This window comes from Tardiphaga sp. 866_E4_N1_4 (genome assembly GCF_052076075.1).
Classification (GTDB): Bacteria; Pseudomonadota; Alphaproteobacteria; order Rhizobiales; family Xanthobacteraceae; genus Tardiphaga; species Tardiphaga robiniae.
In genome coordinates this window covers 2,162,994-2,186,536 of record NZ_CP197242.1, presented here as the reverse complement: position 1 = coordinate 2,186,536, position 23,543 = coordinate 2,162,994, and the positions used below count along the sequence as shown (strand labels likewise).

General features: G+C 62.1%; 19 protein-coding genes and 1 pseudogene. 11 read left to right on the top strand and 9 right to left on the bottom strand.

Annotated elements, in window-relative coordinates:
- Position 1: 1 nt before the first annotated feature.
- Positions 2 to 1,297 carry an O-acetylhomoserine aminocarboxypropyltransferase gene (locus AB8B20_RS10820; protein WP_439072547.1) on the bottom strand — a complete coding sequence of 432 codons (1,296 nt, stop codon included), beginning with the start codon at positions 1,295 to 1,297 and terminating at the stop codon, positions 2 to 4.
- A 137-nt stretch (positions 1,298 to 1,434) separates the two neighbouring features.
- Here AB8B20_RS10820 and AB8B20_RS10815 point away from each other — a divergent pair, with 137 nt between their 5' ends.
- From AB8B20_RS10815 to AB8B20_RS10790, 6 genes and pseudogenes are all read left to right on the top strand, one after another.
- The gene (locus AB8B20_RS10815; RefSeq protein ID WP_068734329.1) at positions 1,435 to 1,677 is read left to right on the top strand and encodes a hypothetical protein; all 243 of its coding nucleotides are present in this window, start codon (positions 1,435 to 1,437) and stop codon (positions 1,675 to 1,677) included.
- A gap of 219 nt (positions 1,678 to 1,896) precedes the next feature.
- The gene (locus tag AB8B20_RS10810; protein ID WP_439072546.1) at positions 1,897 to 2,067 is read left to right on the top strand and encodes a hypothetical protein; all 171 of its coding nucleotides are present in this window, start codon (positions 1,897 to 1,899) and stop codon (positions 2,065 to 2,067) included.
- A gap of 925 nt (positions 2,068 to 2,992) precedes the next feature.
- Entirely contained in the window at positions 2,993 to 3,406 is a 414-nt protein-coding gene (locus AB8B20_RS10805) for a DUF3830 family protein (RefSeq protein WP_439072544.1), read from the top strand.
- Entirely contained in the window at positions 3,406 to 4,341 is a 936-nt protein-coding gene (gene puuE / locus AB8B20_RS10800; protein WP_093756689.1) for an allantoinase PuuE, read from the top strand. The genes AB8B20_RS10805 and puuE overlap by 1 nt, the downstream gene beginning before the upstream one ends.
- 24 nt (positions 4,342 to 4,365) lie before the next feature.
- Positions 4,366 to 5,253, top strand: coding sequence for a 2-oxo-4-hydroxy-4-carboxy-5-ureidoimidazoline decarboxylase (gene uraD, locus AB8B20_RS10795; protein WP_089265269.1), 888 nt, complete (start codon positions 4,366 to 4,368; stop codon positions 5,251 to 5,253).
- A 584-nt stretch (positions 5,254 to 5,837) separates the two neighbouring features.
- Positions 5,838 to 6,257, top strand: a pseudogene (locus AB8B20_RS10790) (substrate-binding domain-containing protein); the annotation flags it as partial.
- A 172-nt stretch (positions 6,258 to 6,429) separates the two neighbouring features.
- Here AB8B20_RS10790 and AB8B20_RS10785 read toward each other — a convergent pair.
- Positions 6,430 to 7,824, bottom strand: coding sequence for a nucleobase:cation symporter-2 family protein (locus AB8B20_RS10785; protein ID WP_439072542.1), 1,395 nt, complete (start codon positions 7,822 to 7,824; stop codon positions 6,430 to 6,432).
- A gap of 203 nt (positions 7,825 to 8,027) precedes the next feature.
- On the opposite strand from AB8B20_RS10785, the gene pucL reads away from it, so the two are divergent.
- Entirely contained in the window at positions 8,028 to 8,867 is an 840-nt protein-coding gene (pucL, locus tag AB8B20_RS10780) for a factor-independent urate hydroxylase (protein ID WP_439072541.1), read from the top strand.
- 294 nt (positions 8,868 to 9,161) lie between these two features.
- On the opposite strand, the gene AB8B20_RS10775 is transcribed toward pucL, so the two are convergent.
- A complete protein-coding gene (locus AB8B20_RS10775) occupies positions 9,162 to 11,768 on the bottom strand; it encodes a molybdopterin-dependent oxidoreductase (protein WP_439072540.1) in 2,607 nt (868 codons plus the stop codon).
- Positions 11,765 to 12,586 (bottom strand): FAD binding domain-containing protein, encoded by an 822-nt coding sequence (locus AB8B20_RS10770; RefSeq protein ID WP_439072539.1) that lies wholly within the window; start codon positions 12,584 to 12,586, stop codon positions 11,765 to 11,767. Before AB8B20_RS10770 ends, AB8B20_RS10775 begins: the two co-directional genes overlap by 4 nt.
- A 157-nt stretch (positions 12,587 to 12,743) precedes the next feature.
- Between AB8B20_RS10770 and AB8B20_RS10765 the strand changes: the two genes are divergently transcribed.
- The gene (locus tag AB8B20_RS10765) at positions 12,744 to 14,093 is read left to right on the top strand and encodes an 8-oxoguanine deaminase (protein ID WP_439072537.1); all 1,350 of its coding nucleotides are present in this window, start codon (positions 12,744 to 12,746) and stop codon (positions 14,091 to 14,093) included.
- Positions 14,094 to 14,277: 184 nt separating this feature from the next.
- Here the strand turns inward: AB8B20_RS10765 and AB8B20_RS10760 are convergent, their stop codons facing one another.
- The 4 genes from AB8B20_RS10760 to AB8B20_RS10745 are packed head-to-tail and all read right to left on the bottom strand — an operon-like array spanning position 14,278 to position 18,945.
- Positions 14,278 to 15,357, bottom strand: a complete 1,080-nt coding sequence (locus AB8B20_RS10760) for a BMP family ABC transporter substrate-binding protein (protein WP_439072536.1) — start codon at positions 15,355 to 15,357, stop codon at positions 14,278 to 14,280.
- Positions 15,358 to 15,397: 40 nt separating this feature from the next.
- The gene (locus tag AB8B20_RS10755; RefSeq protein ID WP_175366616.1) at positions 15,398 to 16,315 is read right to left on the bottom strand and encodes an ABC transporter permease; all 918 of its coding nucleotides are present in this window, start codon (positions 16,313 to 16,315) and stop codon (positions 15,398 to 15,400) included.
- On the bottom strand, positions 16,302 to 17,393 hold the full coding sequence (locus tag AB8B20_RS10750) for an ABC transporter permease (RefSeq protein ID WP_120291479.1): 1,092 nt from the start codon (positions 17,391 to 17,393) through the stop codon (positions 16,302 to 16,304). Before AB8B20_RS10750 ends, AB8B20_RS10755 begins: the two co-directional genes overlap by 14 nt.
- On the bottom strand, positions 17,377 to 18,945 hold the full coding sequence (locus AB8B20_RS10745; protein ID WP_439072535.1) for an ABC transporter ATP-binding protein: 1,569 nt from the start codon (positions 18,943 to 18,945) through the stop codon (positions 17,377 to 17,379). Before AB8B20_RS10745 ends, AB8B20_RS10750 begins: the two co-directional genes overlap by 17 nt.
- Before the next feature lie 590 nt (positions 18,946 to 19,535).
- Here AB8B20_RS10745 and AB8B20_RS10740 point away from each other — a divergent pair.
- Positions 19,536 to 20,582: a hypothetical protein gene (locus AB8B20_RS10740; protein ID WP_439072534.1), complete on the top strand. Its 1,047-nt coding sequence runs from the start codon at positions 19,536 to 19,538 to the stop codon at positions 20,580 to 20,582.
- A 108-nt stretch (positions 20,583 to 20,690) separates the two neighbouring features.
- Here AB8B20_RS10740 and AB8B20_RS10735 read toward each other — a convergent pair whose 3' ends face one another.
- Positions 20,691 to 21,188: a nucleoside deaminase gene (locus AB8B20_RS10735; RefSeq protein WP_439072532.1), complete on the bottom strand. Its 498-nt coding sequence runs from the start codon at positions 21,186 to 21,188 to the stop codon at positions 20,691 to 20,693.
- Positions 21,189 to 21,333: 145 nt separating this feature from the next.
- Here AB8B20_RS10735 and AB8B20_RS10730 point away from each other — a divergent pair, with 145 nt between their 5' ends.
- Both AB8B20_RS10730 and AB8B20_RS10725 read left to right on the top strand, forming a co-directional pair.
- The gene (locus AB8B20_RS10730; protein ID WP_439072531.1) at positions 21,334 to 22,602 is read left to right on the top strand and encodes an allantoate amidohydrolase; all 1,269 of its coding nucleotides are present in this window, start codon (positions 21,334 to 21,336) and stop codon (positions 22,600 to 22,602) included.
- A gap of 4 nt (positions 22,603 to 22,606) precedes the next feature.
- Entirely contained in the window at positions 22,607 to 23,482 is an 876-nt protein-coding gene (locus AB8B20_RS10725) for a dihydrodipicolinate synthase family protein (RefSeq protein ID WP_093756675.1), read from the top strand.
- The last annotated feature ends 61 nt before the right edge of the window (positions 23,483 to 23,543 follow it).

Genomic DNA, 23,543 nt, shown 5'->3' with positions numbered 1-23,543 from the left:
CTCAGCCCTTCTGCGAGATGCGCAGCGCCTGCGCGAGGTCATCGATGATGTCATCGGCGGCTTCGATGCCGACGGAGAGGCGGATCAGCTCCTCGCCGATGCCGGCGGCCTTGAGCTGCTCGGCGTCCATCTGTTGATGCGTGGTGCTTCCGGGATGAATGACCAGTGTCTTGGCGTCACCGACATTGGCAAGATGGCTGGTCAGCTTCAGTGCCTCGATGAATTTGCGACCGGCATTGCGGCCGCCCTTGATGCCGAAGGAGACGATGGAGCCGGCGCCGCGCGGCAGCAGGCGTTTCGCGAGTTCGTAATCCGGATGGTTCTCCAGCGACGGATGCAGCACCCAGTCGACCGCCTTGTTGGCCGTGAGCGCCGCCAGCACCGCATGCGTATTGGCCATATGGCGCTCCATGCGAATGCCCAGCGTCTCGACGCCCTGCAGCAGCTGGAATGCATTGGTCGGCGAAAGACACGCGCCGAAATCGCGCAGGCCTTCGGTGCGGGCGCGCATGATGAAGGCGGCAGTGCCGAACTGCTCGTCGAAGACGATGCCGTGATAGCCGGCATAGGGTTCGGTCAGTTGCGGGAACTTGCCGGAGGCGTGCCAGTCGAAGCGGCCGCCGTCGATAATGACGCCGCCGATAGCGATGCCGTGGCCGCCGATCCATTTGGTGGCCGAGTTCATCACGATGTCCGCGCCGAGCTCGATCGGCCGCGACAGGAACGGCGTCGCGAAGGTATTGTCGATCAGCAGCGGGATCTGTGCGGTATGGGCGATGTCGGCGACGGCGGGAATGTCGAGCACTTCGAGGCCGGGATTGCCGATGGTCTCGCCGATGATCAGTCTGGTGTTCGGCTTGATCGCCGCCTTGAAGGCGTCGAGACCGCGCGGCTTGACGAATGTCGTGGTGATGCCGAAGCGCGGCAGCGTGTGGGCCAGCAAGTTGATGGTGCCGCCATAGAGCGAGGACGACGCCACGATGTGATCGCCGGCATTGAGCAATGTGGCGATGGCGAGATGCAGTGCCGCCATGCCTGACGCGGTGCACACGGCGCCGACGCCGTTTTCGAGTGCAGCGAGGCGCTCTTCCAGCACCGCCGTCGTCGGATTTGAAATGCGCGTATAGATGTGGCCGGCACGTTCGAGATTGAACAGCGCAGCAGCGTGATCCGAATCCTGAAACACATAGGATGTGGTCTGGTAGATCGGCACGGCGCGCGCGCCGGTGATCGCGTCCGGATGCTGGCCGGCATGCAGACTCAGCGTTTCAAAAGCAGGCGGTTTGGGTGCTGGCATGGTCGTTTTATCCCTGGACGCAATTTGCGACATCTATGGCACGAATCGGATGCGAGTGTGAGTCGGCGATATTTCAACTGATGGAACGAAACGCGGGGTGACGACTTGTACGAGGTCGATCACGCGGGAGAGTTATCATGAAGAAATTGCTGCTGTGCACTGCGGTTGCCGGTCTCGCGTTTTCATCGGTTGCGGCCGAGGCGAAAGGCTGTATCAAAGGCGCGATCATTGGCGGAATCGCCGGCCACTATGCAGGACATGGCAAGGTCGGCGTCGTTGCGGGGTGCGTGATCGGACGCCACGAGGCCAACAAGGCCGATGCGGAACGGGCGCAGAAGGCGCAGCACCCACAGCCGCCGAACGAGAATGGTCGCATCTAGATCGGCGTTGTTCTCAACGCTGGACGATGTTGCTAAAATTTGATGGACTAGACCGGTTCAGTAGAGCCTCACCCTCATCAGGTTGGGGTTCTTTTCGTCTCTGTACGATACCGGACGAGATTGGGCGTAGACGTGGTGCTGCATCGGGATGTGTTTTGGCTCGGCAAACAATGGGCCGTTACCGGCTATGGAATTCAGGCTGTCAGCCAGAAGCACAATATGAAGTTCGATATCGAGGTGTCGCAGATCTGGAACGAGGATCTGGATGCGTTGATGCGCGATGAGCCGTGGTTCGATGCGCAGGATTTTGCAGAGGCCGTGGATCGCGCGAGGCAGCGTGCGATGGAATCACCGCTGACGTTCAAGCCACCGCTGAGTGATGAACGATAGCGGCAGCGCATCATTGCAGGATTTAAATTTCAAACAGCCACTGTCCTGAAAACATGCGTTCGCATTCTCGCGGCGCTTGCGCGTCCGAGCTATGAGCATTCCCACCTCGCCCCCTTCAAGAGGGCGTGCGGAACGCCGGGTGCCCGATGCACCCTTGGGCCTGATGCCGATGCGGTCTTCCGCAAGGGGTAATGCATCAGGACTTTCGGAAGCACGAGCGATTGCCCAGCTTTCCGCCTGCGGTGTTTTTTCGGTTGCTTGCACTTTGCCTCAACGAACGCTCCGATCGCGAATTAAAGTCCCAAGGCGATGGGAAGGGAGCCTCAAGCGAATAGGCTGGACACGTTTTGACTTGGTCGTCCGTCACACTGTCCAGGGGTCTTTCCATCCGAAAGCCAGCCGTCTCCTTGCCAGTGGCAGTGCTGGCGCAGATCCGTCCTGCCCGAAGACAGACGTTCCCCCATGAACCGCGTAACGCCGCATCTCCGGCGTCCACCGCATCCAGCCCCGCGAACGTGACGATCGCGCTCGCCCCTCTCATCGGGGCCGGTCAAAAGGGAATATAGTCCATGTAGGGATGTTGTCAATGGAAGATAGGAAAATATGTTTGACGTCTTCCTGCCCCCACACTCGTCATTCCCCGGCAAACCAATTGGTTTGCCTGAGGGCGTGGCCGGCGTAAGCCGGACGCGACCCCGGAATCCCAGCATGTTCAGCAAAACACCTCAAGATTCCGGGTTCGCACTACGCGGCTGTGCCGCTTCGTGCGCCCCGGAATGACGAGCAAGGAGGCCCCGGAATGACAGTGTTGGAGAGGGAACGCAGTCTACAGGCAACGCCGCCGAAAACTGCGGCTTGCTTCTTTCGCCCTCTGCTGCAATCTGGATGGATCACTGTCAGTCACTCCAATTACGAGATTCCACGGATGAGCCAGCTCAAAGTCCATGTCGGCGACTTCACCTTCGACGCGAAATTCGAGGAGAAGGACGCCCCCAAGACCGTCGCCGCCTTCAAGAAGGCGATGCCGTTTGTCAGCCAGGCGATCCATGTGCGCTGGAGCGGCGAGGGCGTCTGGATGCCGCTTGGCGATCTCGATTTCGGCGTGCCCTATGAGAACCACACCAGCTTTCCGGCGCCGGGCCACATCATCCTGTATCCGGGCGGCATCAGCGAGACCGAGATCCTGCTGGCCTATAGCGGCGTGCATTTCGCCAGCAAGATGGGCCAGCTCGCCGGCAACCATTTCATTACGCTGACCTCGAACCTCGAAAATCTGAAAGAGATGGGCAGGACCGTGCTCTGGAAGGGTGCGCAACCCGTTCGTTTCGAGATGGTCTGATGGCCGGGAGCGATTATCCCCGCGACCTCCGCGGCTACGGCCGCAATCCGCCCGATCCGAAATGGCCGGATGGGGCGCGCGTGGCGGTGCAGTTCGTGGTCAATTTCGAAGAGGGCGGCGAGAATAACATTCTGCATGGCGACCGCGCCTCGGAAGCGTTCCTCTCGGACGTACTGGGGGCACAGCCCTGGCCGGGCCAGCGCCACGCCAATATCGAATCCATGTTCGAATATGGATCGCGCGCCGGCTTCTGGCGGCTGTGGCGAATGTTCACCGAGCGCAACATGCCGACAACGGTGTTCGGCGTCGCCACCGCCCTACAGCGCAATCCGGAAATCGTCGCCGCCATGCAGGAGGCGAAGTGGGACATCGCCAGCCACAGTCTGAAGTGGATCGAGCACAAGGATATGTCGGAGCCCGAGGAGCGCTTCGAGATTGCCGAGGCGATCCGCGTGCATACCGAGGCGACCGGCGCGCGCCCGACCGGCTGGTACACCGGCCGCAGTTCGATCAACACCATTCGCCTGCTGATGGAAGCCGGTGGTTTCAAGTATCTGTGCGATAGTTATGCCGACGATCTGCCATACTGGATCAAGGGGCCCAGCGAACCGCAGCTCATCATTCCCTATACGCTCGATGCCAATGACATGCGTTTCGTCAATCCGCAGGGTTTTGGTGGCGGCGACGAGTTCTTCACCTACCTGAAGGATTCGTTCGATGTGCTGTATGCGGAAGGCGCGACGTCGCCGAAGATGATGACCGTGGGCCTGCATTGCCGCGTCGTCGGGCGGCCCGGACGTGCGGCGTCGCTGATGCGGTTCCTCGATTACATCGCGAGCCACGAGCGCGTTTGGGTGCCGACGCGTCTTGATATCGCCGAGCACTGGCACGCCAATCTGAAACATCTCGCCGCCGACGCCCGTGCCATCGGATAGACCAGGATTGGGATAGACCCTGTCATGACAGAGAAGACGCTCGACGAACTCAACGCCTGCAGCAAAGCGGATTTCGTCGCAGCGCTGGCGAATATCTTCGAATATTCGCCGTGGATTGCGGAGAAGGCCGCGGACAGCCGGCCTTTCGCGGGCGTGAAGCAGTTGTTCGCCGCGATGCGTGGGGTGGTCGAGGAGGCGGCTGCAGGCCAGCGGCTGGCCCTGATCAAGGCGCATCCGGATCTCGCCGATAAAACGCAACGCGGCGATCTCCTGACGGCGGAGTCCAATGCCGAGCAGAACAGCGTCGGGCTCGACCGGCTGTCGGAGGCCGAATATGCGGCTTTCGATCGCGTCAACAATGCCTATCGAGCGAAGTTCGGCTTCCCCTACATCGTCTGTGTCCGTCGTCACACCAAGGATTCCATCCTCGCGGATTTCGAGAAGCGGTTGCCCAACGACCCGGCCGCCGAGGTCACCGCATCGGTCGCCGAAATCTGCAAGATCGCGGCATTGCGCACCGATCTGCTGGTCGACGGGCCGGATCGCCTACAGGTGCATGGCCGGCTCTCGACCCATGTGCTGGATACCCATAGCGGCAGACCTGCGGCCGGGATTTCGGTCGAGCTTGTCGAATTGTCGAAGCTTGGCGTCAGCCGCGTGATTGCGCGCACGCTGACCAATCACGACGGCCGCACCGATGTGCCGCTGATCGGCGGCCGCCCGGTGCCGATCGGACGCTATGAATTGACCTTCAAGGTCGGCAGCTATTTTGCGGAGCGGGGCGTGCCGATGTCCGATCCGCCGTTCCTCGACGAGATCCCGCTGCGCTTTTCGGTCTATGAACCCGAAGGCCATCTCCACGTGCCGCTGCTGGTGACGCCGTGGAGCTATGGGACGTATCGGGGAAGCTAAGGTTTCCTTCTCCCCGCTTGCGGGGAGAAGGTGGCGTCGCGAAGCGACGACGGATGAGGGGGAGCCAGCGAGTAAAACACTGGCGGGGCCGCCCCCCCCCCCCCCCCCCCCGCGGGGGGGGGGGGGGGGGGGCCCCCCCCCCCCCCCCCCCCCCCCGCCGCGCATTGCTACGCAATGCTTGAGGGAGGGAGACTCCTGTGCGCCGTTGCTGATGTGAATTTCAAACAGCCAGTGCTTTTCAGACATGCGTCATCACCCCAATTGTTTGCGGCGCGGGGGCGCCGTCGTTGCTTGCATTCCCGCCCCCTGAGAGAGGGCGTGCGGAACGCCGGGTGCCCGTTGCACCCTTGGGCCTGATGCGATGCGGTCTTCCGCAATCTAGAGTGCATCAGGACTTTCGGATGCGCCGAGCAAGTGCCCGACGTTCCGCATGCGGTGTTTTTTCGGTTGCTTGCGCTTCGCCATGGCGAACGATCCCATCACCAAAATTACAGTCCCAAGGCGAAGGGACAGGGTGCCTCAAGCGAGTAAGCCGAACGCGTTTTGACTTGGTCGTCCGTCACACTGTCCGGGGGTCTTTCCATCCGAAGCCGGACCTGTCCTCGGCGGATACGCTGAAGGTGGCGCTGTTGAAGACCAGGACCGTGGCCTATTCGGACAGCGCCAGCGGTGTGTATGTCAGCAAGGAGATGTTCGAGAAGCTCGGCATTGCCGACGCCATGAAGGACAAGGCGCGCAAGATCCCGGCGACGCCGGTCGGCGAGATCGTTGCGAGGGGCGAGGCGGAGATCGGTTTTCAGCAGATCAGCGAATTGAAGCCGGTCAAGGGCATCGAGATCGTCGGCCCGCTGCCGGCGGAGCTGCAGAAGATCACCGTGTTCTCGGCGGGGCTCGCGAGCAATGCGCCGCAACCCGATGCGGGCAAGGCGCTGATCGCGTTTCTGTCCTCGAAACAGGCAGCGCCGGTGATCGTGGCCAGCGGGCTCGAGCCCAAGGTGAAGTGAGGCGGCTGTTTGCCTTCTCCCCGCTTGCGGGGAGAAGGTGGCGTCGCGAAGCGACGACGGATGAGGGGGACTCTCCGTGGCGTTCGCGGAGAGTCCCCCTCACCCGACGCCCACATGCTTCGCATGCGGACGTCGACCTCTCCCCGCAAGCGGGGAGAGGTTAAGAGGCAAACTAATGCGTCGCAGCCGCAGCCACGCCCGCTGCTTCAGCCTTTGCCGTTTCCGCGCTGCTCACGCCGTTGAAGAACGCGTTCAGGATCACGGCCACCAGCGCACAGAGCAGGATGCCCGACTCCAGCAGCGGGTGCAGGTCGTGCGGCAGCGCCTTGAAGAAATTCGGCGACACCAGCGGGATCATGCCGAAGCCGACCGAGATGGCGACCACGAACAGGTTGCGCTGGTTGGTCTTGAAGTCCACCGCGGTGAGGATGCGTGCGCCGGTGGCCGCGACCATGCCGAACATCACGAGGCCGGCGCCGCCGAGCACGACCTGCGGCACGGACTCTACCAGCGCGGCCATCTTCGGCAGCAGACCGAGCACCAGCATGATGCCGCCGCCGGCAATGGTGACCCAGCGCGAGCGCACGCCGGTGACGCCGACAAGGCCGACATTCTGCGAGAACGACGTATAGGGAAAGGTGTTGAAGATGCCGCCGAGGAACGTGCCGACGCCATCGGCGCGCAGGCCCTTGGTCAGTGCGTCCCTGTCGACTTTCCGGTCGGTCATTTCGCCGAGCGCCAGGAACATGCCGAGCGACTCGATCATCACCACGATCATCACGATGCACATGGTGACAATGGGGACGAGATGGAATTGCGGCATGCCGAAATGGAACGGCAGCACGATGTCGACCCAGCCGGCGGTGCCGACCTTGTCGAAATGCATCACGCCGAGCACGCTGGCAAGGATCGCGCCCGCGATGATGCCGAGCAGCACCGAGACGTTGGACAGAAAGCCGGTGCCCCATTTGATCAAAGCAAGGATCACGACCAGCACGAACAGCGCGATGCCGAGCCCCTGCAACTGGCCGTAAGCCGGATTGGGGAACGTGTGCGGAACGCCATCGATCATCTTTGTGAACATGGGTAGTCCGCCACCAGCCCAGTTGATACCAACGCGCATCAGGGAGATGCCGATCACCATGATGATGGTGCCGGTGACCACCGGTGGAAACAGCGGCAGCAGCCGGCTGATGAAAGGCGCGACAACGATGCCGAAGATTCCGGCAGCGATGACCGAGCCATAGATGCCGAGCAGGCCGATATCCGGGGCGGCGGCCATCGACAGCATCGGGCCGACCGAGGCGAAAGTGACGCCCATCATGACCGGCAGGCGGATGCCGACGCCGGGAAAGCCGATACACTGGACCAGGGTCGCAAGGCCGCAGGCGAACAGGTCGGCGGAGATCAGGAAGGCGACGTCCTGCGGTGGCAGCTTCAGGGCGCGGCCGATAATGAGCGGCACGGCGACCGCGCCGGCATACATGACCAGAACGTGCTGCAGGCCCAGCGCGAGCAGGCGCGGCATCGGCAGCATCTCGTCGACGGGATGGACGCTCACTGTCATTGATCTAGCCCCTTGCTTCGGTGATGAAATATCGTGGCAATATGATCGTCAGATACAAACCTCGTGCCAGACGCCGCTGAAAGCCATTTCGCCCCGGTGGTGTGGCGACCGGTGGCACGAAGGTTGCTCAAAAGTGAGCATTGCTCAATATATTGCCCGGCGACCGAAGTTCCGCGGTTGCCACTACAGACCGGAGGTCGTGCGTGCCGCTCATCAAGAACAGATATGGAAAAGGCCGTGTCCGCATCATGCGGATCCATCGCGACGGCGACAAGCAGGATGTCAGCCAGCTCAGCATCAAGGCGATGCTGGAAGGCGATTTTGGCCGGGCCTATACCGACGCCGACAACTCCACCTCGACCTCCACGGACACGATCAAGAACATCGTCAATGTGGTGGCGCGCGAGAATACTGCGCTGTCGACGGAGGAGTTCTGCCAGGTGCTGGCGAAGCGCTATCTCGACCTGTATCCGCAGGCCAGTTCCGTCAGCATCACCGCGCATGAGACCAAGTGGGCGCGCCTCGCTGTCGACGGCGAACTACACCCGCACGCATTCCTGCTCGACAGCAACGGCAAGCCGACCGTCGAGATCCATGCCACGCGCGACGGCACGGTCATGAGCTCGGGCCTCGACGGTTTCACCTTCATGAAGTCGACCCAGTCGGGCTGGGAGAATTACTACACCGACAAATATTCGACGATCCAGCCGACCAGTGATCGCATCTGCGCGACATCGATGGTGGCATCGTGGACATGGTCCGGCAAGCCGGCGAGCTATCCCGCGACCAACAAGACAATTCTGGACACGCTGCTGAAGGAATTCGCGACGACCTATAGTCCGAGCGTGCAGAACAGCCTGTATCGTATGGGTGAGAAGGTGCTGGCCGCGGTGCCGGAGATTTCCGAGATCAGCATGGCCTGTCCCAACATCCACTACATACTGATGAATCTCTCGGCGTTCGGTCTCGATAACAACAACGACGTGTTCCTGCCGACCGACGAGCCGCACGGGCAGATCGAATGCACGGTGGGGCGGGGGTAGTTCGCGGCGAAGACAAGAGCGCCGAGCGTTCTTAACCTCTCCCCGCCCTCATGCGAAGCGAAGCTTCGCTAGGCGGGGAGAGGTCGGATCGCCCTTGCGATCCGGGTGAGGGGCGGGGCACTGCCGTCTCAGGTGTCATCCCCGCCTAGCACGCCGAAGGCGTGCGCGGGGCGGGGATCCATAAACACCAGGGATCTGTTTAAAGCGATGTGGTCGTGGCTCTGCCGCTCTTACCTTGATGATCGTGGTTATGGGTCCCCGCCTTCGCGGGGACGACACGTCTACTGACGTCGACTACTTCCCAAACTTCCTCTGCAACTCCGGAAAAATCCGATCGGGCTTGAACGGCACTTGCGTGAATCGAATCCCCGTTGCGTCGAACAGCGCGTTGCCCAAGGCGGCTGCAACGGGATTATACGGGCTTTCGCTCATCGATTTCGCACCCAATGGCCCGATCGCATCATAGGTGTCGGCGAAATACACGTCGGTGCGCGGCACATCCGCGAATGACGGCAGATGATAGTCGCGGAATTTCGGATTGACGACGCGGCCGCGGTCGTCGATCACCATCTCCTCATAGAGCGTCGCCCCCAGCGATTGCGCGACGCCGCCTTCGATCTGGCCGCGCAGCTGCATCGGATTGGCGACAGCGCCAGCGTCCGCGGCCTGCACGCTCTTGAGAACCTTGATCGCGCCGGTCCCCTTGTTCACCGCCACGCGAAATCCCTGGACGTTGAAGGCGACCGAACGCGGGGTGCCGCCTGAAGTTCCAGTAGCGCTGCGTGCGTTGCTGTCCGCCTTCATCGCCGCTACCAGCTTTTGCGCCGCGTCATGGGTGGCTTTGCCAGCGACGAATGTGCCGGCGCTGCCATAGGCGCCGGTGTCGTGACCGCCGTTCCTCGTATCGGACTGGCGCAGATGAATCTGCTCGACGCTGCAGCCAAGTGTCGTGGCCGCGATCTGTCGATGCACCGTCGCGGTGCCGTTGCCGAATTCGGCGGTGCCGACCGTGAGATCGTAGTCGTCGTCGTCGCGTTTGGCGATGACGACTTCGGCGATGTGGCCTTGCGGCGGTACGGTGTCGATCATGGTGAGCGCGATGCCGTCGCCGATCAGCCAGTCGTCATCGAGGTCGTGTTTCGTCTCCGCCTGCATCGCCTGCTCGACGAGGTCGAGGCACTGGTCGAGGCCGTAGCTGCCGATTGTCACATCGTCATAATGCGTGCCAGCGGGCGACAGCATGGGATCGCCGGGTTTGATGACGTTGTTCCGGCGGAAATCATACGGGCTGATGCCGAGCTGCGCGGCGAGATCGTCGACGGCGGCTTCCACCGCGAACAGGGTTTGCGGCAGGCCGTAGCCGCGAAACGCGCCCGCAGGCACCGTGTTGGTATAGGCGACGACGGCATCGACCTTCTTGTTGGCGCAGTTATAGACGCCGAGCGATTCACCGCAGGCGTGAAACAGCACCGGGCCCGCGTGATTGCCATAGGCGCCGGTGTTGGAGAGTACGTCGAGCTGCAGCGCGGTGAGTTTGCCGTCCTTGTCCGCACCGGCCTTCACGGCGACGCGCATTGGATGCCGCGTCGATGTGGCGATGAATTGCTCCTCGCGGGTCAGTTCCCATTTCACCGGGCGGCCGGTCTTGAGCGCGGCCAGCGCCAGAATGTCCTCGACGAACATTTCCTGCTTGCCACCGAACCCGCCGCCAACGCGTTCGCAGAACACGCGGATTTTGTCGGAGGGAAGGTCATACAGTTGAGCCAGCGCGCGGCGTGTCAGGAATGGCGTCTGCGTGCTCGAGCGGACGTTCAGCACACCGTCTGCATCGAGCCAGGCCATGCCGCCATGGGTCTCGAGATGGCCGTGCTGCACGCGTTGCGTCGTGAAAGTGCCCTCATAGGTGACAGCCGACGCCGCTAGCGCCGTTGCGACATTGCCGAATTCGCCGTGGGTTTCGGCAACGATGTTGCTGATAGCATTGCTGACGCGATGCACGGGCGTCTTGTCGGGGTGAATGACCGGCGCGCCGGGCGCGATGGCGATGGCGGGATCGAACACCGCGGGCAGGATGTCATAGACGACGTCGATGCGGCGGCAGGCTTCCTCCGCGATCGCCTCGCTCTCCGCGACGACGGCGGCGACTTTCTGGCCAATGAAACGCACGGTGTCGTCGAGGATCCGCGTATCCTCGGGATCCATTGCATCGATCTCGTGACGCGCGGTCGAGAACAATGTGGCCGGCGCATCGGCATGTGTCAGTACCGCATGTACGCCCGGCATCGCCTGCGCAGCTGACGTATCGATCGACACGATGCGGGCATGCGGATGCGGCGAGCGCAGCATCTTGACATGCAGCAGGCCGTCCATGGCGATGTCGAATGTGTAGCGCGCCTTCCCTGTCACCACCTGAGGACCAGCGGGCGCGGGCAGGCTGCGGCCGAAGGCGGTGCCGGGCTCGGCGTCTTGCACATTGGACTTGCCGTCGAGTGCGTCCTCTATCGTGCGATAGCCTGTGCAGCGACACAGATTTCCCTTCAACGACGCTCCGAGATCGGCGCGCTGTGCCTGATTGAGCGACGCGCAGGTCACGATCATGCCGGATGTGCAGAAGCCGCACTGGAATCCCTGTGCGTCCAGGAACGCCTGCTGCATCGGATGGATGCCGCCTTCCGACGCGAGACCTTCGATGGTGGTGACGGCATGACCTGCGGCGCGAAATGCCGGGATGATACAGCTATGTACAGGCTCGCCATCGAGCAACACGGTGCAGGCACCGCAGTCGCCGGCATCGCAGCCCTTTTTGACGCCGAAATGGCCGAGCTGGCGCAGGAAGGTACGCAGGCATTGGCCGGCTTGCGGCTGCTCCGAAAAGCTGTGGCCGTTGATCTCGAAGCTCATGGCCTGAAGCTCCGCAGCTCGGCGCGGATTTCTTCCGCGAGCCGCAGCGTCATCTGCTTGCGCCAGGCCGGTTTGCCGTGAACATCGTCGTGATAGAGATTGTCAGGGATCCGGTCGAGGATCGCTTCCTCAAGCGTATCGGCATCGGGAAGTGCCGGAAGCACAATGCGGACAGGACGCTTCGTCGATGCGGTGATCGTCAGCCGCAAACCATCGTCATCGCTGCTTCCGATCAGCAATGCCGCCGATCGCCCGACCGGCGTCAGCGAGATCTGCCGGAACGCGGAGCGGCGTTTGAAGGAGGCAAGCGGAATGGCAATGCTGCGCAGGAGATCGCCTGAGTGCAGCACATTGCTCTGATCGCCGGTGACGAAGTCCACGACGTCGACTGTATCTACGCTGCCATCCGCCTTCCAGATCGTGCAGATGCCATCGAGCGCGGCGGTGAGCGCGATCATCGGGCCGGCCGGCAGCGACATGCAGAGATTGCCGCCGACCGTTGCCGTCTTCCAGATCTTGAAGGAGGCGAGGAAGGCGCGGCAACATTGATTGATGAGCGGCGATGCGATCCAGTCGGGCGGGCAGGCCAGCGCGTCGAGCTGTGCGACTGTGCAGGTCGCAGCGATCTGTAATTCGCTGTCGGTGACGGTGAGGGCCGGCCATTTGAGATCGGTGAGGTCGATCAGCCGCGTCAGGTGGGTCTGCGGTTCGGAAAAAAGCCAGGTGCCCCCGGCGAGCCATGCATCCCCGGCACTCCATGTCGGCAGCTGTTCCCGCGTCGTAGGGCGGGCAACGGACGTGACCGTATTCAAATCCATAGGGCGGTTATGCTTTCACTCGGCAATGACCCCTTGAAGTATCATTGTGAACCTTGCAAGACCGACGCCAAGTCGCCGACAATTGCAGAACAAATTGAAGTATTCGTGGCTGGTCCCTGAATTGCAAGGTCGGGTCCGTGACCGAAGGAGATGAGCCATGACAGAAACGCAGGCCACATGGATCAAGGATCCCCTCGGCATTTTCGCCGAAGGGGCCGAGCGCGGCATTGTCGTCAGGAATGGCCGGATTGTCGAACTGGTGCCGGCCGGCGGCCAGCCGGCCACGGCGGATATCGCGACCTATGATGCCAGCGCCCATGTGGTGCTGCCAGGGCTGATCAATACGCATCACCATTTCTATCAGACGCTGACGCGCGCCTTGCCAGCGGCGCTGGATCGCGAGCTGTTTCCCTGGCTGCAGGCGCTCTATCCGGTCTGGGCGCGGCTGACGCCCGAGAATCTCCATCTCGGCGTCAGCGTGGCGATGTCGGAATTGTTGCTGTCGGGCTGCACCACGACCACCGATCACCACTATGTCTTTCCCGCCGGCCTCGAAGCGTCGGTCGATATCGAAGTGGCGGTGGCGCAGCGGCTCGGCATGCGCGTGCTGCTGACGCGGGGATCGATGAACCGCTCGGTGAAAGACGGCGGTCTGCCCCCGGACAGTGTAGTGCAGGACGAGGACACGATCCTGGCCGACAGCGAACGGGTGGTGGCGACATTCCACCAGCGCGGCGAAGACGCCATGGTGCAGATCGCGCTGGCGCCGTGTTCGCCGTTCTCGGTGACGACATCCTTGATGACCTCGACCGCGGCGCTTGCGGACAAGCTCGATGTCCGGCTGCATACGCATCTCGGCGAGACCGAGGACGAGAACCGCTATTGCGAGGAGATTTATGGCTGCCGTCCCTTGGATTATCTGGAGCAGACCGGCTGGCTGAACAGGCGCACATGGCTGGCGCATGGCATCCATTTCAACGGGGCGGAGATGCTGCGGCTCGGCAAGGCCGGGACCACCATCAGTCATTGCTCTTGCAGCAATCAGCTATTGGCCTCTGGCTGCTGTCCGGTCTGCGAAATGGAAGACGCGGGCGTCGGTATCGGCCTCGGTGTCGATGGTTCGGCATCGAATGATGGATCGAATTTGATACAGGAAGTGCGCGCGGCATTTCTGTTGCAGCGGGCGCGTTACGGCGTCGGACGCGTCAGCCACAAGGATGCACTGCGCTGGGCGACGAAGGGCTCGGCGGCTTGTGTGGGGCGGCCGGAGCTGGGTGAGATCGCGGTCGGCAAGATGGCGGATCTCGCGCTGTTCAAGCTCGACGAGTTGCGCTTCTCCGGCCATGGCGATCCCCTGGCAGCACTCGTGCTGTGCGGTGCACATCGCGCGGACCGGGTGATGGTGGGCGGCGCGTGGCGCGTGATCGACGGCGCCATTCCGGGGCTGGATGTCGGCGATCTGATCCGCCGGCATAGCGCGGCGGCGAAGACGATGCAGGCGGGGTGATAACTTCCGCAGAGGTATTGCGCGAACGCTTCAACGCGCGGCGGCCTGCCCTCTCCCCCCTTGCGGGGGAGAGTTGGAGAGGGGGGTGCCACAAACTCTGAACGCACCTGCTGCCGCCCCCTCCCTAACCCTCCCCCGCAAGGGGGGAGGGGACGACGGCGTTCATTGTGCGGCTATTCGCTCGTTACTTCCCCGGAATCTTGTCGTCGATGCCCTTCACATAGAAGTTCATGCCGAGCACCTGGCCGGGGTCCAGCGCGTCGCCACCCTTGCATTCCACTTCCTTGCCGTCCTGTCCCATGATCGGGCATTTGAACGGCTTCAGCGTGCCGGCGATGATGGCGGCTTCGGTGTCCATCGCCATCTTCTTCACGTCATCCGGCATGTTGGTATAGGGCGCCATCACGACCATCTTCTCTTTCAGGCCCGCCCAGGTGTCTTCCGACTTCCAGGTGCCGTCGAGGGCCGCCTTGACGCGCTCGACGTAATACGGGCCCCAGTTGTTGGTGACCGCAGTGAGCTGCGTCTTCGGACCGAACTTGATCATGTCGGAGTCCTGGCCGAAGGCGAGCGCGCCGCGCTCGGAGGCGACCTGCATCGCGGCCGGCGAATCCGTGTGCTGCATGATCACGTCGGCGCCCTGATCGAGCAGCGCCTTGGCGGCATCGGCTTCCTTGCCGGGATCGAACCAGGTGTTGACCCAGATGATCTTGATCTTGATGTCCGGATTGATCTTCTGCGCGGCGAGCATGGTCGCATTGATGCCCGAGATCACTTCCGGGATCGGGAACGAGCCGATATAGCCCAGCACGCCCTTCTTCGACATCTTGGCGGCGATCAGGCCCTGGATGTAGCGGCCTTCAAAGAACCGGCCGGAATAGCTCGACATGTTCTTGTCGCGCTTGAAGCCGGTGGCGTGTTCGAACATCACCTTGGGATTGCGCTTGGCGACCTTCAGCGTCGGATCCATATAGCCGAACGATGTAGTGAAGATGAGCTGATTGCCGGCCCGGGCGAGCTGTTCGATGGAGCGCTCGGAGTCCGGGCCTTCGCTGACGTTTTCGAGATAGGTGGTCTCGATCTTGTCGCCAAATTCCTTGACGATCGTCTGGCGGCCGACTTCGTGCTGATAGGTCCAGCCGAAATCTCCGACCGGGCCGATATAGACGAAGCCGACTTTCAGCTTGTCGGCGGCGACGGCTGCACCCAATCCGAGGCCGGTGGCCAGCAGTAGGGCGGCGGCTGCAAGTGCTTTCCTGTTCATACGCGTCTCCTGTTTGCGAGATAGTCTTGCGAGAATGTCTTTAGCGGTCGGGCACGAATACCGTGCCCAATGCTGCCGGCGCCGTGGAGCCGCCGCTGCGGGTGCGCGAGATCAGCACCAGCACGACGACGGTTGCGAGATAGGGCAGTGCGGACATCAGTTGCGAGGGCACGCCGACGCCCCAGCCTTGCGCGTGCAGTTGCAAGATTGAGACCGCGCCGAACAGATAGGCGCCGATCACGAGGCGCCCCGGCAGCCATGAGGCGAACACCACCAGCGCCAGCGCGATCCAGCCGCGGCCGGCGGTCATGCCGGGGACGAAGAAGGGTGTGTAGGCCAGCGGCAGATAGGCGCCGGCCAGACCCGCGCAGCCGCCGCCGAACATCACCGCGAACATGCGGATCTTGAGCACGGGATAACCGAGCGCATGGGCGGAGACGTGATTGTCGCCGATGGCGCGGAGGACCAGCCCCGCCCGGGTGCGATAGAGGAACCAGGACATGCCGATGATCAGCGCAAGCGAGACATAGACGAAGGCGTCTTCGCCGAACAGGATCTTGCCGACAAAGGGGAGCGTGGTCAGGCCGGGAATGTACAGCCGCGGCGCAGTGGCGATACGCTCACCGACGAAGCCGGCGCCGATCAGGCCGGAGACGCCGATGCCCAGGATTGTGAGCGCGAGACCCGTGGCGACCTGATTGACGGCGAGGCCGAGCGTCATCAGTGCAAACACCAGCGATAGCGCGACGCCCGCGAGAATTCCGCACAGCGCGCCGATGAACGTCGAGCCGGTGGCCCAGGCGCCAGCAAAGCCGCAGGCTGCGCCGACGATCATCATGCCTTCGACGCCGAGATTGAGCACGCCGGCGCGCTCCACCAGTAGCTCGCCGGAGGCGGCGAGCAGCAGCGGTGTCGACGCCGCGAGTACGGCAAGGATGATAGCTTCAAGCAGCTCCATCGGCGACCTTTCGCTGCGGCATGATGAGCTTGATCCGGTACAGGATCAGGCTGTCGCAGGCGAGCACATAGAACAGCAGGATGCCCTGAAACACCTTGGTGATATCGAGTGGGATCTTCATGGCGATCTGCGCTTGCTCCCCGCCGATAAATGTCAGCGCCAGGAAAAGCCCTGCAATTAGTATTCCAACCGGGTTGAGCCGTCCGAGAAATGCAACGATGATCGCGGTGAAGCCATAGCCGGGCGAGATGCCGGGCTGCAGATGACCAACGGGGCCGGCGACCTCGATGATCCCCGCAAGGCCGGCCAGCGCGCCGGATATCGCGAAAGTCAGCAGCACGAGCTGGTTCGACGAGAAGCCGCCGAAGCGCGCCGCCCGCGGCGCCGCGCCAACCACGCGAATTTCAAAGCCCTTGATGGTGCGGCCGAGCAGGACAGCAGCGGCAACAACGATCACCAGCGCGATGACCGCGCCGAGATGCAGCCGTCCACCCTCGAACAGCAGGGGCACGGTGGCGACCGGATCGAATTCGGCCGTGGTCGGGAAGTTGAACCCTTTGGGATCGCGCCACGGGCCGCGGACGAGATAGTCCAGCAGCAGGTCGGCCACATAGACCAGCATCAGGCTGACCAGAATTTCACTGGCGCCGAAGCGCACCTTGCAGAAGGCCGGGATCAACGCATAGAGCGCGCCCGCGATGGCACCGAGCAGCAGCATCGCCGGCAAGACCCAGACGCCGGCATCGGTGCCGTTGGTCTTCACCGCAAGCCAACTGCCCGCCACGGCACCGACGAGGAACTGTCCCTCCGCGCCGATATTCCAGACATTGGCGAGGTAACAAAGCGACAGGCCAATGGCGATCATCACCAAAGGCGCGGCTTTCACCGCGAGCTCCTGCAGCGAATAGGCGTCGGTCAGCGGCGTGATGAAATAGACGTTGAGCGCGGCGATCGGATTCTTGCCGATGATCACGAACAGGATGCTCATGGTCACGATGGTGAGCCCGATGGCGATAACGGGCGATACCAGCGCGATGATGGTCGATCGCTCCGCGCGCTTCTCAAGCACCAACTGCATCGGGCACGTCCTTTGGCGTGAGTGCGCTGCCACCCATCAACAAGCCCAGCGTTTCCCTGTCGGCATCCGCCGTCATTAACGGCTCGGACAGACGACCGTGGAACATCACAGCGATGCGATCGGCAATGTCAGCGAGTTCGTCAAGGTCCTGGCTGGTGACGAGGATGGCAGCGCCCGCAGCGGCAAGATCGAGCAGCGCCTGACGGATGACGGCGGCTGCACCCGCATCGACGCCCCATGTCGGCTGGCTGACCACGAGCACGATGGGATTACGCAGAATCTCGCGGCCGACGATGAATTTCTGCAGGTTGCCGCCGGAAAGGCTGGCGGCTTCCGGATCGCGCTTGGCCTTGCGCACGTCGAAGCTCGCGGTGGCGCGATCGACAGTCGCGAGCGTCACCGCCGTATTGATGAAACCATTGTGCACCATGCCGGAAGCGGCGTGGCCGGTGAGCAGCGCGTTTTCCGACAATCTCATGCGCGGCGCGGTGCCGTGGCCGAGCCGTTCTTCGGGAACGAAGGCCGCGCCGAGCTTGCGGCGCGCGGTAATCGACAGATGTCCGGCGGCGTGACCGTCGATGACGATGGTGCCGGGATCCTTGGCGAGACGCTCGCCGGAGAGCGCCGCGAAGAACTCGTCCTGGCCGTTGCCAGCGACGCCGGCGATCCCCAGGATCTCGCCGCCCTTCAGTTCCAGCGAGATGTTTTTCAGATGCACGCCATGTGGTTCGTCGGGCGCGAGGCTGAGATCGTTGACCACGAGCCGTGGCACGGTGGTTTGCCGATTGGCGGCGGCTTTCACCTGCTTGATCTCGGTGCCGACCATCGTGCGCGCCAATGATGCGGCAGTTTCTTCGCGTGGCAGACAGGTCGAGATCTTCTTGCCGCCGCGCAGGATGGTGGCGGTGTCGCAGAGTCGCTTCACCTCGTCGAGCTTGTGGCTGATGTAAAGGATCGCGCGGCCTTCCGACTTCAGGCGCTCCAGCACGACGAAGAGCTGATCGGCCTCCTGCGGCGTCAGCACGGCGGTGGGCTCGTCGAGGATCAGGAATTTCGGATTCTGCATCAGCACACGCACGATCTCGATGCGCTGACGTTCGCCGACGGAGAGCTGCCAGACCTCGCGCTTCGGATCGAGCGGCAAGCCATATTGCTGCGACACCTGTTCGAGCCGCGCCGACATCGCCTTGAAGGATTCCTTGCCGTCGAGACCAAGCGCGACGTTCTCGGCGACAGTGAGATTGTCGAACAGCGAGAAATGCTGGAACACCATGCCGATGCCGCGCGCGCGCGCATCATGCGGGCCGGCAAGCACCATCTTTTCGCCCTGCCAGAGCATCTCGCCTTCGCTCGGCTGGATCAGGCCGTAAATAGTTTTGACGAGCGTGGATTTGCCGGCGCCATTCTCGCCGAGCAGCGCGTGGATTTCCTGCGGACGGATCGCGATGTCGATGGCGTCATTGGCAAGAAAGCTGCCGTAGCGCTTGGTCAGACCGATGGTCTGCAGAAGCACTGTCCCCGAACGCGCGTGTCCCGATCCCGAATCCAACATTCGCTACTCACGCGTGAAAGGATGTTTGCGGCAAGTGTGTGCCGGATTGGAATGCAGCGTAAATCTCGAATAAGCGCCAGCGTCTGCCTTATTTTTGGACTGGATCGCTTTCTTGGGCGATTCCTGTCGACGCAACGCGTGAGGCTCGGCTTTTCATTGATTGAATGATGTTTATTCGACTTTCGCATTGTATACTTGGTCTGAAGTGTTGCAGTTCTGGTACACGTGCAACGAATTCGGGATCCGGATTTTCTCGTGTGTTGAGAAGTTGGGCAGTGATTTTCTTGCGGTGCAAACACGGAATCGCGGCGTGAATTCACCATCGGAGCTTCGCTCGGAAACCTGCGACAGAACGTCGCAAAATACCAATCTTTACAGTCTCTAAGCGCGTATCTTACACGCGCTCGCATGGTGTCATTTCACCATCCCGAAAACACGATGCTTCAAGCATAAAATACTGATTTCACTGGGCATCCCTGATGAAATCCGTGGCAACTATTGGAAAAAGTTGAGGCTTCTCACCCGGACTGATTGCAACAACTCTCTCGCGAGAGGCACGCAATCATTGTCAACAGGTGGGGGTAAATCCAATGGCCAATCGTTTCCGCGCAATCGCAGCCGCGACGTTGCTGTCGCTAACAGCCATGGTGCCGACAGGCTCGGCAAGCGCCGCCGACATGGCGGCCATGCCGGTCAAGGCAAAGCCGATCCCAGATCTGCCGTTCTTCCTGTTGATCGATAACCGCTTCACCTATGCCTATCAGTGGGGGGCGGTCGATCCCGGCGTCACCGCCAAGACCACCAAGCAGGTCTTCGCCTTCACCCACTTCGACGTGTGGACCTACGGCACCAACTTCTTCAACATCGGCCTCGAGAAGGCGGGCAAGAGCAGCCCGGCTAATCCGTGCGCCGATCCGCTGCGTCCGATCACGGGCTGCGAAGGCGCAACAGAAATCTACGGCCTGATCCGCAGCACGATCGGCTTCAACGAGGTCTTCAACACCAAGGCCTTCTCGATGGGCCCGCTGCGCAACGTGTCGTTCGTCATCGGTGCGGATGGCAGCACTGAAAACCGGTTCTTCTCCGCATCCAAGCGCGACGTCGTGACCGGTCTGCAATTCGCTTTCGACCTGCCTTACAAGGGCTTCTTCAACGTCAATCCGTTGTTCTATTACGAATTCGCCAACCGCAGCACCTTTACGCAGTGCGGTTACGCCGGCGCTCCCGGTCAAATCCCGGGCGTCTCGTGCAACATCGATGGCAACCGCCAGTTCAACCCGACCTGGGCCGTTGAACTCAATTACTACATGGATCTCGGCTTCCTGCCACCGAGCATGGATTATTTCGCGATCAGCGGCCGCGCAGGCTTCTACGGGCCGAAAGGTTCGGAGAACGGCCAGATCATCGGCACGGCAACCAAGATGGAGATCAACGCCGAACCGATCCGTCTGACCTTCGACGCCAGCAAGGCGATCTGGGGACCGAAATACACTCACAATGTCGACGTGTGGGTGGCCTATCGGCTCTGGCGGAACAAGTTCGGCTTGGATGAGAATGCCAGCCTGCCGTGCACCACGTTTGCGCCGGGATCGTGCCGCGAGGACTCGCTCTATTCCGGCGTCACCGTCAAGTTCTGATCTGAGCTGACTTCCGGGGCTAATTCTCCAAGGCCAATCTCCAGGCTGATGGCGTCGCGATGTCCTCGCGGCGCCTTCAGTTTTTTGCAAGCTCCAGCGCGCGTGCCGCTAACGCAGCTGCGCCCAGAAATTCTCGTGCTGCGCGGCTGCCTCGTCTTCCAGCAGTGGTCCGACGACCTCGATGCTCTTCTGCCCTGCTGCAAACACGTCGCGGCAAGGCAGATCCAGCGTGGGATTTTCCGGATGGTCGCCGGTGATTGCCTTGAGCCTCGCTTCGCCGAGCCCATAAACCAGCCGGCCAATGCCGACCCAATAGATCGCGCCGGCGCACATGGCGCAGGGTTCTGCCGACGAATACAGCGTGAAAGTCTTTAGTTCGCTCTCGTCATAGGCAATCGAGGCTTCGCTGCAGAGCAGCCGTTCGGCATGGGCGGTGCCGTCATGGGACGGCATGAAGGCGTTACCGGCTTCCATCAGGACCTTGCCGTGTGCATCGACCAGGATCGCGCCGAACGGATGGTTGCCGCGCTCCATGGCTTTGCGGGCGGCGTCGAAAGAAAGTCTGAGAAGGGCCTCATCTCTACTCGACGAGTCTTGCTTGGCCATCGGGGGGCTCCTGTCGTCCGGGTGTCGAAATCTGCTAGTTTCCCGCGAGGCCGAGCGCGGATTCGCTTTGCCCTGCTGGCCGCACTAGTATTTACGAGCTGGATCATTCAAGTCTCAGCCGGGCCAGTGGTCTGAACAAAGAAGCATGATTGCGATGGAAGAGAAAGTCGTCGGAGCTTCCGGCCAATCGCTCGGCGGCGAGATCGTCGAACGCATCAACGCGCTGGCTGCTATTTCGGAAGCGCCGGACAACATCACGCGAATATTCCTTACACCGGAACATCGTGCTGCCGCCGAACTGATCATCGGCTGGATGCAGGCAGCCGGCATGCGGGCGCGTATCGATGCGATCGGCAATGTCTGCGGACGCTATGAAGGCGACCGGCCCGGTCTGCCGTGCCTAATGCTGGGCTCACATTACGACACCGTCCGCGATGCCGGCCGCTGGGACGGACCGCTCGGGATCATCACGGCGATTTCCTGCGTCGGCGATCTCAACCGTCGCGGCCTTCGTTTGCCCTTCGCCATCGAGATCGCTGCTTTCGCCGACGAGGAGGGCGTGCGCTTTGCGTCGACGCTGCTCGGCAGCCGTGCGGTGGCCGGGACTTTTGTCGAGAGTGTGCTCGGTGGCCGCGACAAAGCGGGTATCTCGATGCGCGAGGCGATGATCACCTTCGGCCTCGATCCCGATCACATCGGCGCCGCAGCGCGCGCGCCCGGCGAATTGCTTGCCTATCTCGAATTGCATATCGAGCAGGGGCCCGTGCTTGAAGCGCAGAAGCTTCCGGTGGGTGTCGTGACTGCTATTTCGGGTGCAACGCGGCTAGCCGTCGAATTGCACGGCATGGCTGGCCATGCCGGCACGGTGCCCATGGCGATGCGGCGCGATGCATTGGTGGGCGGCGCCGAATGTATCGTTGCGATCGAGGAGTTCTGCCAGTCGGACCGCGGCGGTCTTGTCGGCACCGTCGGTTATATCAATGCGATGCCGGGTGCGACCAATGTCATTCCCGGGCTGGTATCGTTCACCATGGATATCCGGTCGCCAAAGGATTCCTATCGCAAGCTCGCAATCACCGACATGGTGCGTGAGATCGAGTCGATCGCCAAAGCGCGCAAGCTCGATCTGCAGATCAACATCACCCATGAGAATCGCACAGTGCCGTGCGCGCCCTGGCTGCAGAAGCAGATCGCCGATGCAATTACTGCCGAGGGTTATCGCGCTTTCGAGCTGCCGAGCGGCGCCGGCCACGATGGCATGGCGATGACCGATATTGCCGATGTGGCGATGCTGTTCGTACGCTGTCGCGGCGGCATCAGCCACAATCCCGCCGAGCATGTGGACGATGCGGATGTCGAGGTCGGCGCGCGCGTGTTGTTGCGCGTGATCGAGAATTTTAAGCCGAAGGCCTGATGCGATGGCAGATTTCCACGGCGTGTTTCCCTATCTCGTCTCGCCTGCTGATGACGAGGGGCGTATCCGCACCGATGTGCTGGGCCGCCTGTGCGGGGATCTCATCGGCGCGGGCGTGCATGGTCTGACGCCGCTCGGCTCGACCGGCGAATTCGCCTATCTCAATCGCGAGCAGCGCAGGACGGTGGTGCAGGCCACGATCGATGCGGCAGGCGGGCGCGTGCCGGTGGTGGCGGGCGTGGCCTCGACCTCGACGGTGGATGCGGTGGCGCAGGCTAAGTCGTATCAGAAGCTCGGTGCTAACGGCATCCTGGCCATTCTCGAAGCGTATTTCCCGCTCAAGGATGCGCAGATCGAATCCTATTTCCGCGCCATCGCGGATGCCGTCGATATTCCCGTGGTGATCTATACCAATCCGCAATTCCAGCGTTCGGATCTGACGCTCGACGTTGTGGCGCGGCTCGCCGAACATCCGCGCATCCAGTATATCAAGGATGCCTCCACCAATACCGGGCGGTTGCTGTCGATCATCAATCGCTGCGGCGACAGACTGAAAGTGTTTGCCGCCTCGGCGCATATTCCGTCAGCTGTCATGCTGATCGGTGGCGTCGGCTGGATGGCAGGCCCGGCCTGCGTCGTGCCGAAGCAGAGCGTCGAACTCTACAATCTCTGCAAGGCGCATCGCTGGGACGAGGCCATGGTCCTGCAACGGCGGATGTGGCGGCTCAACGAGGCCTTTGCGCGCTATAATCTGGCGGCCTGCATCAAGACGGGCCTCGCGATCCAGGGCTACGAGGTCGGCGACCCCGTGGCGCCGCAGCCGGCTTTGACCGCCGACGAGCGCAAGGTGATCGAAGCCGTTTTGCGGGATGTCGGCTGATCGATATCGTTGCCGCCAGACGCGCAAACGAGCAGCGCTCATGCACATTCTGTCGCTCAGC